General features: G+C 59.3%; 12 protein-coding genes. 7 read left to right on the forward strand and 5 right to left on the reverse strand.

Translation table 11 applies throughout. The annotated features are described in order from the left end of the window. Nucleotides 1–152 precede the first annotated feature (152 nt). Together AB5Z09_RS13755 and ruvX are read left to right on the forward strand one after the other, a co-directional pair. Nucleotides 153–707: a YqgE/AlgH family protein gene (locus AB5Z09_RS13755; protein WP_005349793.1), complete on the forward strand. Its 555-nt coding sequence runs from the start codon at nucleotides 153–155 to the stop codon at nucleotides 705–707. A 43-nt stretch (nucleotides 708–750) separates the two neighbouring features. Continuing rightward, entirely contained in the window at nucleotides 751–1,173 is a 423-nt protein-coding gene (ruvX, locus tag AB5Z09_RS13760) for a Holliday junction resolvase RuvX (protein WP_005343821.1), read from the forward strand. Between the two features lie 57 nt (nucleotides 1,174–1,230). Here the strand turns inward: ruvX and dtpB are convergent, their stop codons facing one another. The 3 genes from dtpB to AB5Z09_RS13775 all read right to left on the reverse strand — a co-directional run bounded on the left by dtpB (nucleotide 1,231) and on the right by AB5Z09_RS13775 (nucleotide 5,599). Next, complete coding sequence (gene dtpB, locus AB5Z09_RS13765) at nucleotides 1,231–2,736, reverse strand: dipeptide/tripeptide permease DtpB (protein ID WP_368195500.1); 1,506 nt, start codon at nucleotides 2,734–2,736, stop codon at nucleotides 1,231–1,233. Between the two features lie 709 nt (nucleotides 2,737–3,445). Next, nucleotides 3,446–4,408 carry an HTH-type transcriptional regulator YidZ gene (gene yidZ, locus AB5Z09_RS13770; RefSeq protein WP_368195501.1) on the reverse strand — a complete coding sequence of 321 codons (963 nt, stop codon included), beginning with the start codon at nucleotides 4,406–4,408 and terminating at the stop codon, nucleotides 3,446–3,448. Between the two features lie 18 nt (nucleotides 4,409–4,426). After that, nucleotides 4,427–5,599 carry an MFS transporter gene (locus tag AB5Z09_RS13775; RefSeq protein WP_368195502.1) on the reverse strand — a complete coding sequence of 391 codons (1,173 nt, stop codon included), beginning with the start codon at nucleotides 5,597–5,599 and terminating at the stop codon, nucleotides 4,427–4,429. A gap of 364 nt (nucleotides 5,600–5,963) precedes the next feature. Here AB5Z09_RS13775 and AB5Z09_RS13780 point away from each other — a divergent pair, with 364 nt between their 5' ends. Genes AB5Z09_RS13780 through AB5Z09_RS13790 form a run of 3 tightly spaced genes read left to right on the forward strand, consistent with a single transcriptional unit; the run spans nucleotide 5,964 to nucleotide 9,881 of the window. Then, complete coding sequence (locus AB5Z09_RS13780; protein WP_323909908.1) at nucleotides 5,964–6,884, forward strand: AAA family ATPase; 921 nt, start codon at nucleotides 5,964–5,966, stop codon at nucleotides 6,882–6,884. Then, nucleotides 6,884–7,879, forward strand: coding sequence for a DUF58 domain-containing protein (locus AB5Z09_RS13785; protein WP_368195503.1), 996 nt, complete (start codon nucleotides 6,884–6,886; stop codon nucleotides 7,877–7,879). The genes AB5Z09_RS13780 and AB5Z09_RS13785 overlap by 1 nt, the downstream gene beginning before the upstream one ends. Then, nucleotides 7,866–9,881, forward strand: a complete 2,016-nt coding sequence (locus tag AB5Z09_RS13790; protein WP_368195504.1) for a transglutaminaseTgpA domain-containing protein — start codon at nucleotides 7,866–7,868, stop codon at nucleotides 9,879–9,881. Before AB5Z09_RS13785 ends, AB5Z09_RS13790 begins: the two co-directional genes overlap by 14 nt. A gap of 62 nt (nucleotides 9,882–9,943) precedes the next feature. Here AB5Z09_RS13790 and AB5Z09_RS13795 read toward each other — a convergent pair whose 3' ends face one another. Then, nucleotides 9,944–11,374: a sodium:alanine symporter family protein gene (locus AB5Z09_RS13795; protein WP_013724018.1), complete on the reverse strand. Its 1,431-nt coding sequence runs from the start codon at nucleotides 11,372–11,374 to the stop codon at nucleotides 9,944–9,946. 701 nt (nucleotides 11,375–12,075) lie between these two features. Here AB5Z09_RS13795 and tal point away from each other — a divergent pair. Together tal and AB5Z09_RS13805 are read left to right on the forward strand one after the other, a co-directional pair. Beyond that, complete coding sequence (gene tal, locus AB5Z09_RS13800) at nucleotides 12,076–13,026, forward strand: transaldolase (RefSeq protein WP_005349780.1); 951 nt, start codon at nucleotides 12,076–12,078, stop codon at nucleotides 13,024–13,026. Nucleotides 13,027–13,186: 160 nt separating this feature from the next. Beyond that, nucleotides 13,187–13,369: a DUF3545 family protein gene (locus AB5Z09_RS13805; protein ID WP_005338547.1), complete on the forward strand. Its 183-nt coding sequence runs from the start codon at nucleotides 13,187–13,189 to the stop codon at nucleotides 13,367–13,369. Between the two features lie 287 nt (nucleotides 13,370–13,656). On the opposite strand, the gene accA is transcribed toward AB5Z09_RS13805, so the two are convergent. After that, entirely contained in the window at nucleotides 13,657–14,607 is a 951-nt protein-coding gene (gene accA, locus AB5Z09_RS13810; protein ID WP_005338549.1) for an acetyl-CoA carboxylase carboxyl transferase subunit alpha, read from the reverse strand. Nucleotide 14,608 lies beyond the last annotated feature (1 nt).

Genomic DNA, 14,608 nt, shown 5'->3' on the forward strand with positions numbered 1-14,608 from the left:
GCCCCAAAACAGAGAGGGAGGCCCAGCGCCACCCTCTCTGTTTCAAGGCAATCCGGAAAGAGGCGGGATCTCGCCCAGCCCAAAAAGCGGTTTTTCCCATGGGGATCAACTGCCATAATTGACCTCAAATACCTTTGCACTATTTGGCCTCTATGCAAACACTGCAAAATCACTTCCTGCTTGCCATGCCAAGCCTGACGGATCCCTACTTCGAGCGCTCGCTGGTCTATCTGTGCGAGCACAACGAAGAGGGCGCCATGGGACTGGTCGTCAACATTCCGGTGGAGATGTCGCTGGAAACCATGCTGACCCAGCTCCAGCTCAATCCGCCCAACAACCCGGAGCTCAAGCAGCCGGTACTGCAAGGGGGGCCGGTTCACGCCGATCGCGGCTTCGTGCTGCACAGCTTCCGCCCCGGTTTCAACTCCACCCTGCAGGTGGGGGATGAGATGATGGTGACCACCTCCAAGGATATTCTGGAAACCCTGGGTACGAGCGAGGCTCCTGCCCATTGGCTGGTGGCCCTTGGCTATGCCGGCTGGAGCGCCGGGCAGCTGGAGCAGGAGCTGGTGGACGGCGCCTGGCTGGTGATCCCCCCCAATCCGGCTCTGGTGTTCAAGACCCCCATTCACAAACGTTGGCAGCAAGCTGCCGCCAGCATAGGGGTGAACCCGGTTCACCTCTCCAGCGACATCGGCCACAGCTGATCGGCTGGCCCGCTCCGCTCTCTATTTCGAGGATTTATCAGTTATGTCATCACGCAGCATCATGGGCTTTGACTATGGCACCAAGAGCATTGGTGTCGCCATCGGTCAGGAGCTGACTGGCACCGCCCAGCCTCTGCGCGCCCTCAAGGCCAACGACGGCATCCCCAACTGGGACGAGATTGAGAAGCTGCTCAAGGAGTGGCAACCGGACCTGCTGGTGGTCGGTCTGCCGCTGAACATGGATGGCACCGATCAGGAGATCACGGTACGGGCCCGCAAATTCGGCAACCGGCTGCATGGCCGTTTCGGCAAGCCGGTGGAGTTCAAGGATGAACGACTCACCACCACAGATGCCCGCGCCCGCCTGTTTGAGCGAGGCGGCTATCGCGCGCTGGAGAAAGGCAGTGTGGACGGGGTATCGGCGCAGCTGATCGTCGAAGCCTGGATGGAAGAGCAGTACAACTAAACCATCAACAGCAAGGCAAGGGTCGCCGCCCTTGCCTTGTCTCGCACTATCCCCTCATTACGCCTGTGATTGTCCCGCCACCAGCCCCTCGGCCTCTGTCGGCGTCGCATTCATCATCCGGTTGAGCCAGGGCACCATCAGCCCCATCACTACCGCAATCAGCAGGGTCGCCATCCCGATCTTGCCAAATACGCCGGTGTAAATGGGCAAAGTTTGCAGCGGATCCGTCATCCCTTGCGGCACGGCGGTAAAGGTCGCCACATAGCCACCCAGCAGGGATGCCATCGCCTGAGTCAGGAACCACATTCCGAGAATGAAGCCCATCAACCGTTGTGGCACCAGCGCGGCGACCATCGCCAGCCCCAGCGCACTGATCATCAGCTCGCCCAGACTCTGGAACAGGTAGATAAGCACCATAAACCAGGGGGAAGTCAGCCCCTGCTCATCGGCAAACCACCAGCCGGATGCCGCCGCCGTCAGAAAGCCCAGCGAGCAGAAGAACATCCCGAGGGTGAACTTGAGCGGCATGGTGAGATCCCGCCCCTTGCTGCCCATCCGGGTATAGATCATCGCGAGTACCGGGCTACCCACCACCACCCAGAATGGGTTGAGCGCCTGGAAGCTGATTGGGTTGACGCTCATGCCCAGCATCTCGTGGTGCATGTTGTTGATGGCAAAGAAGTTCAGAGACGTCGGCATCTGGGCATACAGCACGTAGAAGAGCACCGCCTCCAGCATCAGCACGAAGGCCACATACATCTTGTTGCGGCCCACGGTGTCAAGCTTGAACGCCTCACGAAAGAAGAAGATCACCACGGCGATGGTCACCGTCATCAGCACCATGTTGGCGATCACCACGTGGTGCATCAGCCAGGCGCAGAAGAAGACCATGGCTACCGAGCCCAATATAACCAGCAGCAGCTTGCTGTAATCGAGCGGCAGGTGATCCGGCGCGGAGCCAATATCCTTGACCATATTGCGGCAGGCAAAGAAGGTAAGCAGCGCAATAATCAGCCCCACCCCGCACAGGTTATAGGTCACGGTATAGCCGTAGTGTTCGGCAATTACCGGCGCGAGCGAGAGGGAAATAAGGGAGCCGATATTGATCGACATATAAAACAGGGTAAACGCCCCATCCAGCCGCGGATCTTTTGGCTGGTAGCATTTTGACAGCAGGCTGGCCGGATTGGCCTTGAACAGGCAGTTACCGACCGCAATGGTGCCCAGCGCATAGAAAATCAGGTCGGGATTGTAGATCGACAGACCGGTCATAAAGTAGCCTATCACCAGCACTACGGCCCCCAGCACCATGGTGCGCTTGGTGCCGAGAACATGGTCACCGACATAGCCACCGACCGAAATCAGGCCATATACCAGCGCCGAGAAGGCACCGAAGGTAATAAAGGATTGCTCTTGGGAAAATCCCAGTTGTTGCACAAAGAAGACCGCCAATATCCCCTGCACGCCGTAATAACCGAAGCGCTCCCAGAGTTCGACGAAAAATATCATAAAGAAGGGTTTGGGTTGTTGTAACAACCCGGTCGGTGCTGTTGCTGGACGCATATCAACCTGCCTTTGCTGAGATTTATTTTTATTAATCTGATGGTGGCTGCCGCACTATTTTTTGCCCGCCATTGCTATAACGGAGAGCACAGTCAGCCTGCCAATCTGGCTATTTTCGGGTGCAAGCGCCCCGTTCGATGAAAGGTGTTTTTCATCTAGCCGGTTTCAATTACGGGTTATCGGGGGATGGTGAGTGGCGTCTCCCAGTACAGTTACCGGCTCCGGGTTCTACCTTTGCTGCATCCCTTCACTCAAGCCGGTTTATCAACCTTGATGCTTATTCCTCTCTGCTCCGTCACTCATGGCTGGTGGCCAGATAGCCGGGGCATGACACGGCCACAGACGACCTGTGGGGCTGGCTCACGCCGCGCTCTACTGACAGTCACCTACGCAGGCGCTATCTAACCCCGCCATTCCAAGGGGTGTCATGCTATATCACTGCAAATACAGGAACTTAATGGTCGATCACACTTTAAAAGTGACCATTAGTGAAGTTTTCTAATGAAACCACATGAATTTTTTTCGTGAAAAGAGCTTCACTCGAGACGTGCAACCAAGGCTAATCTGTGCATAAAGAGAGTTGAATGGCACACAGTTGAACCCGAACTCGGCACTTAAGTCGTGCAAAAGCCCACTCATCCGGGCGATACGACAACAAAAAGCCGGAGCAGATGGCTCCGGCTGCTCGATGGGCACCGTCACGGCCACATTAGCGTGGCGATTCGTCGTTGTAGAGCCGCCGGATCTCGTTGCGCAGCCACATCACCTTGGCATCCTGATTGTGCCGTTTGTGCCACAGCAGGATGAAGGCGATCTCCAGCTGGGCGTAGAGCTTCTCGGGGAGCGGCAGCGGCATGGCGATCAGATTGTCGTGATGCCGACTGGCATAACCACCGCAGTAGGAAGGCGCCACCGCAATCAGTTCGTGGCTCGACTGGGAGGCAATATGCAGCGCCTGCTCGAAGCTTGAGACCATGATGGGCACCTCCCGCTTCAGCCCCTCGTCCTCCAGCAGACTGTCGAGGGCCCAGGTATCGTTCGCCTCCCACACCATGCTGATCTGGGGGCAGGCCAAAAAGTTCTCCAGCGACCACTTCTGCTCCAGCAGCGGGTGATCCTTGCGCAGGAACACCACCGGGCGATCGGTGAACAACACCTCGTGATCGATGTAATAAGGCAAGCGGTTGACCTTGGCCAGGGAGCGGCCATGGGTCTCGCGGGCGCAGAAGCCGAGATCCGCATCACCGTTGACGATGTCGTTGAGGGAGTGGTGATCCCACCCCAGCATCCTGACCACAGAGTTGGGGTACTTCTGGTAGATGGTCATGGGCAGATCGCTCAGGAAGCTGATGTAGAAGGGGGACTCCATCACCAGCGTGAAACGGGCACCGTCTGGGATCGCCTCGCTATTGAGCGAGGTGATGCTGTCGGTGAGCTGGAACCAGAGCTTCAGCTCCTCCTCCAGAGTCAGGGAGAGGTTGGTGGGCTGCAACCCCTGCCGCACCCGCACAAACAGGGGATCGTCAAACCACTCCCGCAATTTGGCCAGAGACTTGCTCACCGCCGACGGAGTGACACAGAGCTTTTTGGCCGCCCCTGCCACACTGCGCTCCTGCATCAGGTACTTGAACACCACCAGCAGGTTCAAATCGAGTTCACCCAGATTGCGCATATCCCCTCTCATCTTCCATCAGCCCTGCGACCGCACTTCACGAAGCGCGAGCCATGGTAACAGCCCTTTGACAGCCAGGTAACTGAGCAGTGCCAGCAGCAGAGCGCAGATCAGCATCTCGGTCGGGGCAAAGCCAAGTTGACCCAGCAGCCAGATATAGAGGCCGGAGAGGCTGATCTGCATGATGCAGAGCACGGCGCTGGCAAAGGCCACGTTATGCTGACAACCATCGAGCGCCTCCCCCATCGCCACCCCGAAGCCACAGGAGAAGCCGACACAGACCAGCGCAAACCCCGGCAGCAGCAGATGGATATCGCCCCCCGTCTGCCAGCTGCCGATCAGTGAGCACGCCGCCAGCAGATAGGAGAGATGAGACACCGCCAGCACTTTCTGTTTGCCCAGCCAGCGCAACAGCAGGGGCGTCAGGAAGGATGTGGACATACTCACGCCGGCCATCACCATCATCACGATGGAGTACTGCTCGGTGGTGAAGCCAAACTCCTTCATCAGGATCAGCGGCGAGACGCTGACATAAACCAGAATGGCGGTCACGCTGGCACTGGTCAGCAGGGAGAGCAACATAAAGCGCGGCGAGCGCAGCAGGGCAAAAGGCAGCGCAGCGCCACTGCCCGGTTGCCGGGTCGGGCGGGTCTCCTTGAGCAGAAGCAGGTTGACCAGACCGCTGACGGCCGCCACCAGCGCCATCGCCACGAAGATCCCGCGCCAGTCAAAATGGGACAGGATGAGGTAACCGAGCACCGGCGCCAGCACCGGGATCACGCAGATGACCCCGTTGATCATCGAGAGCGCCATCGCCAGCCGCTCCTGACTCAGCACATCCCGCAGCACGGTAAAGGTCATGATATAGAGCGCCCCCGCCCCGACTCCCTGCCAGAAACGGCCGAAATAGAACTGACTTATCCCCTCTGCGCTGCCTGCCACCAGCGAGGCGAGGACAAAGATCAGCGCGCCCCCGAGCACCACCCAGCGCCGCCCGTAGCGATCGGCAATCATCCCGCCCAGCAGCACGGTGGCCGCCATACCGAACAGATAGATAGAGAAGGCGGTGTGGATCTGCGCCTCGCTCGCCTGCAGGGCATCGGCAATCTGGGGCACAGCGACCAGATAGAGATCGATCCCGACCGGATAGAGAATGATCATCAGAAAAGTGCACAACAGGAATACAGGCATGGATGCTCCATAACAGATTGGCGTGCCGATGCCTGCCAGATCACAGCGACAGGCGAACAGTGGCGGGGCCAAGGTGGTGACAAAGCTAGCAACACAGCGCGTCGCAATGGGGCAACTATATGGGCGCCCAGCGCCCTCACCTAGTGAAGAGATGGCGATCAGTACATTCCAATCAGGAAATATTGTATTAAGCTACGTGCCTGATCGGCCATATTTAATCGAGCAGACTCAGCAATAAACCGGGTCACCTCCCGCTCATTGCCATCCCTGCGCTGCACTTTACCGCCCGTCTGTTATCTGCCTTCGCCCTTGCGGGCGTATAAGCTGTAGGTGCGACGCAATACAGGGAATGTGTATGAAGGGAATGAAGAGAGAAGAGCAGATTGCCGGGCTGCTGGCGGCACTGGAGCAAGTCATTCTGGGCAAGCCGCTACAGCTGAAAATCGCGCTGGTGACCCTGCTGGCGCGCGGTCATCTGCTGATCGAGGATCTGCCCGGTATGGGCAAAACCACCCTGGCCCACGCGCTGGCACAGGTGCTGGGGCTGGCATGCAGGCGCATGCAGTTCACCGCCGATCTGCTCCCCGCCGACCTGCTGGGGCTTCAGATTTTTGACCCCCAGCAACAAACATTTCGCTTTCACCCCGGCCCCATCTTCACCCAGGTGCTGCTGGCAGACGAGATCAACCGCGCCAGCCCCAAGGTGCAGAGCGCCCTGCTGGAGGCGATGGCCGAGGGCAAGGTGAGCATCGAGGGCCACACGCACCCACTCCCCATTCCATTTTTCGTCATCGCCACCCAGAACCCGGCGGATCAGGCGGGCACCTATCCACTGCCGGAGTCCCAGCTCGACCGCTTCGCCGTGCGACTCTCGCTGGGTTTCCCACCGCGAGAGGCGGAGCGCCAGTTGCTGCGGGGCAACCAGCCGAGCGGCCCATTACCCGCCATGCTGGATGCTACCGGACTCGCCACCTTGCAAAGCGAAGGGGATGCCATCCATGTTTCCGATGCCACCCTCGATTACCTGCTGGCGCTGGTGCACCAGAGCCGCTTTGATGGGGATCTGCCACAGCCCCTCTCCCCCCGGGCAGCCCAGACCTTGCTGGCGGTGAGCCGGGCCTGGACGCTGGTGGCCGGGCGGCGCTTTGTCACGGTAGAGGATGTGCAGGCAGTCTTCCCCTATGTGGCCGAGCATCGGCTGCGGGGCAGCTTTGGCGTGCAACACGGCGAAGCCTGTCCCCTTAGCCAGCGATTGCTGGCCCGGGTCGATCCGGACAATCCCTGATGAGCAAATTGCTAAACCGTTGGCAGCAGTGGCGAGCCCGCTGGCAGCGACGCTGGCTCGACCGCCGCATTCCCCCGGCCCGCCAGATCACGCTGGGTACCCGCAGCCTCTTTATCCTCCCCACCCGCATGGGGCTGCTCTATCTGCTGGTGCTGCTTGCCATCTATCTGCTCGGCACCAACTACCAGAACAATCTGGTATTGCTGGTGGCCTACTGCCTCGGCAGCCTGTTTATGGCCGCCATGTGGCTCACCCACCGCAACCTGCTGGGGCTGGAGCTACTGGGAGGCCCGCTGGTACTGGGGGAAGCGGGTAGCCAGCTTCCTATCCGTATCTTGGTGCAGAGCCCGCGCCCGGTGCAGGCACTTCACTTTAGCCTCAACGAAGGGACCCTCTGGCTGGCACAGGCCGACGCTGTGCCCAGCACAATTATCCTGCCAGTATCGGGCTCGCGCCGTGGGCCACTGCCCCTTGGCAGATTGCGGGTTGAGAGCCGCTACCCCCTCGGCCTGTTTCGCTGCTGGTCCCTGCTGGACTTGCAACTGGAGGGCTGGCTCACCCCCAAACCCGCGTTCGGGGCACTAAGAGGGGAACATGCGACCCAAAGCGAAGGGCATCAGGGCCAGCCCGCGCCAGCTCCCCTCGGTGACTTTGATACCCTGCGGACACATCAGGCCGGTGAGCCACTGAGCCGAGTCGCCTGGAAGCAACTTGCCCAAGGGCGCGGCCTGCTGACCAAACAGTTCCATGAACCGCAGCAGGATGACACTCACCTCACATTGCCGCGGGTCGCAGGCGGGGATCTGGAGCAACGGCTGGCGGTGCTGGCCTGGTGGTGCGCCGATTACGGCAAGCGGGGCATCCCCTTCACCCTGACGCTGGCAAACCAGACGCTGGGGCCCGATAGTGGCGCCACCTTTGTGCAGCGCTGCCTGCTGGCACTGGCCCAGTTCGATGCCACACCACCGAAGAGCACGCCAGATGCTGCTCGATAACCGCCGCCTGCTGCCACTCATCGCCCTGCAACAGCAGCTGCTGGTCGCGGCGCTCTGGCCCCAGTTGCAGCTCTGGGTGGTGGCGGTAAGCGCCATCACCCTCGGCGTCCGGGCCATGATGCTGTGGCGCGGCTGGCCGCCCCTGCCTGCCCGCGGGTTGGCGCTGCTGGCCATCACTACTGTGCTGTTGCTGGGACTACAGTGGCGTGGCTTGGGCACCCTGCCCGCCCTGATCAATCTGCTCTGGCTCGGTTATAGCCTCAAAATGATCGAGGTACGGCGCGAGCGGGATATCGAGCTGGTGCTGCTGCTCGCCTTCTTTCTCATCGCGCTGGCGCTGGTGCAGCGACAGAGCATCGGCTGGACGGCCGGAATGACAGTAGCGCTCTGGCTGGCAGTGACCGCGCTGGTGGCCGCCATCGCTCCCGAGCAGAAACGGCCTTGGCGCAGCGCGGGCGGCGCCCTGCTGCTGGCGCTTCCCCTGCTCATCACTCTGTTTCTGCTGCTGCCAAGGCTGCCGCCCCTCTGGCAGATGCCCACCACCAGCCGCGCCCTGTCGGGGCTCTCGGAAGAGCTGGCCCCCGGCGATATCAGCGAACTGGTCAACTCCTCGGAACTGGCCTTTCGGGTCACCTTTGCCGATGGCCCGCCCCCTGTCCGCGAGCGCTATTTTCCGGTGATGCGCCAAGAAGTTTTCGATGGTCACCGCTGGTTGCTGAGCCCCGAGGTCAAAGCATGGCAGCAGACAGTGCCGGTGCAGACCGGGCTCACCCTTCTGGCATCCTCTTCACGGGCAAGCAATCAGCTGGCAGATAGTCCATTACCCGCCGGGAGCTACGAGGTGATCGCCGAGCCCCAGCGCCACCGCTGGGCCTTCGCCCTCAGTGAACCGCGTCTGCTGGCGGGCCCGGTGCTGCTTACCCCTCTCGACACCCTCTATCGTCAGGGGAGCGGCGAGGTGGCGATCCGCTATCGCATTGGCCGCGGTGAAGCGCTGCCCGAGGATGACCACCAAGCCGCCCAGCGCAACCTGCAACTGCCAGCCGGAGGCAACCCGAGAGCGCGCGCCCACGGCCAAGGGCTGGCTGTGCGCTATCCGGATCGCGCAGCGCTGGTCGCCGCCCTACTCGCGCAGTTTCGCAGCCAATCCTATTACTACACCCTGACACCACCACGACTTGGCAGTGACGGGGTGGATGAGTTCCTGCTCGATACTCGGCGCGGCTTTTGCGGCCACTACGCCATGGCGACCGCTTTCGTGCTGCGCGCCGCCGGTATTCCGGCACGGCTGGTCACCGGTTATCTCGGCGGCGAGTGGAATCCCACGGGCAACTATCTGGCGGTACACCAGTTCGATGCTCATGCCTGGGTAGAGTATCTCGATGAAGATGGATCATGGCGGCGAATCGACCCCACTGCGGCAGTGGCACCGGAGCGTATTGAAGGCGGCGTGAGGGAGGCGCTGAACGACGAGTTTACCGCCGCCGACCCGCTCGCTTTGCAGCGTTATCGCAACTGGGCCCTGCTCAATCAGCTGCGCTGGTGGGGCAACAATATCGACTACCAGTGGAGTCGCTGGGTGATTGGTTACGATGCGGGTCAGCTCTGGCAGCAAATTGGCCTGCGCTGGCCCGCACTGGCGGGACACACTCCCTGGTTGATCCTCGCCAGCCTGATGCTGGTCGCCCTGCTGGTGAGTCTGCCCCTGCTGTTGCCCGCCCGCCTGCCGCCAGAGCGGCGCATCTGGCAGCCCCTGCTCAAACGGGGTAAACGCAGCGGCTCCCCACCAGAGCCCACCGAGAGCATGGGGGCATGGTGCGAGCGGCTGGCACGGCTGCGTCCCGACCTTGCCCACCCCCTGCTAAAGAGTGCGTGGCTCTATCGACTCTGGCGTTATGCCCCCCTCAGCGAACGGCAACAAGGGCGCTGCTGGCGCCAGTTGCGACGGCGTGTCAGACAACTCGCCCAGCGCTGGGATCAACAGCCAACGAGTGCGCCATAAAAGAAGGGGGAGCCACCGGCTCCCCCTTCAGGTTTTAATCAAGAGGTTTGACTCACCGCTTGTTATTTTTTGGTCGGATTGTCCCAGATCCCCTCTTCCAGCTGGGAGCGGATCTCAGGGTACTTGTTAGCATCAAAGGTGGGCACCTTGCCCAGCCGGAGCTGGTCGTTGTAATCCTTCGCCAGCTTGATGGCAACGCTGGAGAGCAGCAGGATCGCTACCAGATTGACGATGGCCATCAGACCCATGGAGACATCCGCCATCGCCCACACGATCGGCAACTCACCCACGGCACCGAACATCACCATCCCCAGCACGAACACCCGGAACAGCATCAGGCCACCCTTGTGGTTGTGCTCGAGGAACACCAGATTGGTTTCGGCATAGGAGTAGTTCGCCACGATAGAGGTGAAGGCGAAGAAGAAGATGGCTGCCGCAATGAAGATGTTGCCACCGCTGCCAATCTGGGAGGAGAGCGCCCGCTGGGTCAGCTCGACACCGGTCACGCCGGAGCCCGGCTCGAACTGACCGGACATCAGGATGATGGCGGCGGTACAGCTGCAGATGACGATGGTGTCCATAAAGACCCCCAGCATCTGCACATAACCCTGGGAGGCCGGGTGCGGCGGATAGGGAGTGGCAGTCGCCGCAGCGTTGGGCGCAGAGCCCATGCCCGCTTCGTTGGAGAAGAGACCACGCTTGATACCGTTGATCATCGCCTGGGAGATGGCATAACCGAGCGCACCTGAGCCTGCCTGCTCAATCCCGAAGGCGGACTTGATGATCAGCATGAAGACATGAGGCAACTCGGTGATGTTCATCGCTACAATGACCAGCGCCAGCAGAATGTAGGCCAGCGCCATAAAGGGCACTACCAGCTCGGCAAAACGGGCGATGCCACGAATGCCGCCGAAGATAATCAGGCCGGAGAGCGCCACCAGCGCCAGACCGCTGACCCAGTCAGGAATGCCAAACGCCACCTTCATCGCCAGACTGATGGAGTTGGCCTGCACCGCGTTGAACACCAGACCAAATGCCAGGATCAGGCAGAGCGAGAAGACCACCCCCATCCAGCGCATGCCAAGGCCTTTCTCCATGTAGTAGGCCGGGCCACCACGGTAGTTGCCATCCTCATCCTTGACCTTGTAGAGCTGGGCCAGGGTGCTTTCGACGAAGGCGGTCGCCATGCCGATAAAGGCAATCAGCCACATCCAGAAGATGGCGCCGGGGCCACCCAGATAGATGGCGACTGCCACACCGGCTAGGTTGCCGGTGCCGACACGAGCGGCAAGGCTGGTACAGAGGGCCTGGAAGGAGGAGATGCCTGCGTTGTCCGATTTACGGCTGTTTTTCAGCACGGAAAACATGTGGCCAAAGTGACGGATCTGGATAAAACCCAGGCGGAAGGTGAAAAAGATACCGACCCCGATGAGCAGGTAGATGAGCACGGCTCCCCACATCAGGTCGTTTAGCATCGCAATCAAGGTGTCCATAATTCTCTCGTTGTTATTCACATCCATGGCCAGTCTGCGCTGACCGTTTTCTGTCTGTCGTTTAATTAGCGTTTCGCTAAAGGGGCGGAATCTAGCACAGCGGGAGAGCCCGGAATAGTGATCCCGGTCACGCGAGACACAAAAAACGAACGGTAAAAGCCCATAAAGCTCCATTTAAATCGCAAACTTTCAACAAACTCAATAATTCAATCAGACAGGCCACCATTAAGCCCCATAAGAGAACCATTTTGATATATCCCTGATGAGCTATCCGAAAACGCAAACGCTTGCATGAAATGGCTTTCAAATGGCGACATTTCGCCAAACGTTTTCGCTGTAATTAAATTTCAAGTACGTAGCGAGATAATTTATGTGATCAACGACACAAATATGGATATTGGCTAAAAAAGTTCAGCTGAAAGCAAACCGGAGCGAGGTCGGGATGAAATGTAAAAAACCTTACTAATCATATAGTTTCAAGCCATAAAACGGGATAACTCAACAGCCTGAATGTTTAACAACCAAGCGCCCCTATTGCAGGATGCAGCACATCAGTATTAATTAGGCAGGCAATGACGATGGGCCGCCCCCATCGCGCTTTTCTGAGCCTGAGGCACCAAGATCCTGTAATTTTATTTCAGAACCACCGTCTCAAGCCCGCAACCCAGGGATTACTCCCTCATTAAGAGATGATATTCGCTATGGCCGATAAATTAACCCAGCTGAAAGCCCTGACCACTGTTGTTGCCGACACCGGTGATATCGAAGCCATCAAACGCTATCAGCCCATCGATGCCACCACCAACCCCTCTCTGGTTCTGAAGGCCTCCGAGATCCCCGAGTACGCTCCGCTGATCGAAGACGCCATCAAGTGGGCCAAAGCCCAGAGCCAGGACAAGGCACAGCAAATCATCGACGCGGGCGACAAGCTGGCCGTCAACATCGGTCTGGAAGTGCTGAAGATCGTTCCGGGCCGTATCTCTACCGAAGTGGATGCCCGTCTCTCCTTCGATACCGAAGCCAGCATCGCCAAGGCCCGCAAGCTGATCCGTCTCTACAACGAAGCCGGCATCAGCAACGACCGCATTCTGATCAAGCTGGCCTCCACCTGGGAAGGGATCCGTGCCGCCGAGGTACTGGAGAAAGAGGGTATCCAGTGCAACCTGACCCTGCTGTTCTCCTTCGCCCAGGCCCGTGCCTGTGCCGAAGCCGGTGCCTTCCTGATCTCCCCGTTCGTGGGTCGCATCCTCGACTGGTACAAGGCTAAAAATGGCCGTGATTACACCGCCAGCGAAGATCCGGGTGTGGTCTCCGTTACCTCCATCTACAACTACTACAAGCAGCACGACTACCCGACCGTGGTGATGGGCGCCAGCTTCCGCAATACTGGCGAGATCCTGGAACTGGCTGGTTGCGACCGCCTGACCATTGGCCCGGCCCTGCTGGAAGAGCTGAGCAAGACCGAAGGCGCCGTGGTACGCAAACTGGACTACACCGGTGAGCGCAAGGCCAAACCGACCCCGATGACCGAAGCCGAATTCCGCTGGGAACTGAACCAGGACGCCATGGCTCACGAGAAGCTGGGCGAAGGCATCCGCATGTTTGCCATCGACCAGGGCAAGCTGGAAACCATGCTGGCAAGCCGCCTGTAATCGGTTCTTTTTTCTGATAAAAACCGGGCCCCTAACAAGGGGCCCGGTTTTTTTTCATGGGCTTTTTTAGCGCTGTCATAGAGTCGTCACGAAAACGTTTTAATTTCAGATTCGTTATGTTATACGGGTGGTGAAAACGATAAAAACCAAGGAGGGAGCCATGGAAATGTTCAACTTCGATTATGACGAGGTGGTTGAACTCGGTTCGCGTAGCCGCGGGACAACGGGAAAAAAACGTAAATGGCGTGAAATCGAGGCGTTGAAAGACAAACATCGCCTGCAGAAGGAGCTGCAATCCATCGATATCGCCTATGAAGGTCTTACAGACGAGATTGAACTGTGATACTGCCAGACACCTGTAAAAGCGCTCCGCACAGCCGGGGCGCTTTTTTATGCCGCAATCGGATGATCAAGCGGCTTGTCATGCCACCGCTAGCAATGCCAAAGGATGCTGCAGGCTAATGACAGCCATCACCAATAACATGGCATACCAACCCTGCCCCTCACCCGCGAAGACTGAGCTGTGCCGTTTCAGGGCACGTTGGGGCACTCACCTGAATGACAGAACAACCGCAATAAAAAGCCCCCGTCGCTGACGGGGGCCTGAATACTCGGGGCTGACGGCTGCGCTTAGCAGTAGCCGTAGCCCAGCAGACGCTGGTAACGCTGCTCCAGCAGTTGCTCGGTATCGAGCGGACGCAGTGCGTCCAGATCCTGCTTGATGCGGGCCTTGAGGTTTTTGGCCATCTTCTCCACATCGCGGTGGGCACCGCCGAGGGGCTCGTCGATCACATGGTCGATCAGCTTGAGCTCTTTCAGACGCTGGGCAGTGATCCCCATCGCTTCGGCAGCCACGGAGGCCTTGTCAGCGCTCTTCCACAGGATGGAGGCACACCCTTCCGGCGAGATGACGGAGTAGGTGGAGTACTGCAGCATGTTGACGCGGTCACCCACGCCAATGGCAAGCGCACCACCGGAGCCACCCTCACCGATCACGGTGCAGACCACCGGCACGGTCAGACCGGCCATCACTTTCAGGTTGCGGGCAATCGCTTCGGACTGGCCACGCTCTTCGGCACCGACGCCGGGGTAAGCGCCCGGGGTGTCAATAAAGGTGATGATCGGCATCTTGAAGCGCTCGGCCATCTCCATCAGACGCAGGGCCTTGCGGTACCCTTCCGGACGCGGCATGCCGAAGTTGCGCTTGATCTTCTCTTTGGTCTCGCGACCCTTCTGATGACCAATCACCATCACCGGCTCACCGTCGAGACGGGCGATGCCGCCGACGATAGCCTTGTCATCGGCATAGGCGCGATCGCCAGCCAACTCGTCGAAATCGGTGAAGATATGCTCGATATAGTCAAAGGTGTAGGGGCGCTGGGGATGACGCGCCATCTGGGATACCTGCCAGGCCCCCAGATCACCGAAGATCTTCTTGGTCAGCTCTTCGTTTTTCTTCTCCAGCCGGCGGATCTCGTCTTTCAGATCCACGGCGTGATTGCCTTCACTCACATGTTTGAGTTCATCAATCTGCGCCTGCAACTCGGCAATCGGCTGTTCAAAATCCAGAAAAAGACTCATA

Source organism: Aeromonas sp. R2-2, assembly GCF_040908355.1.
Taxonomy (GTDB): domain Bacteria; phylum Pseudomonadota; class Gammaproteobacteria; order Enterobacterales; family Aeromonadaceae; genus Aeromonas; species Aeromonas veronii.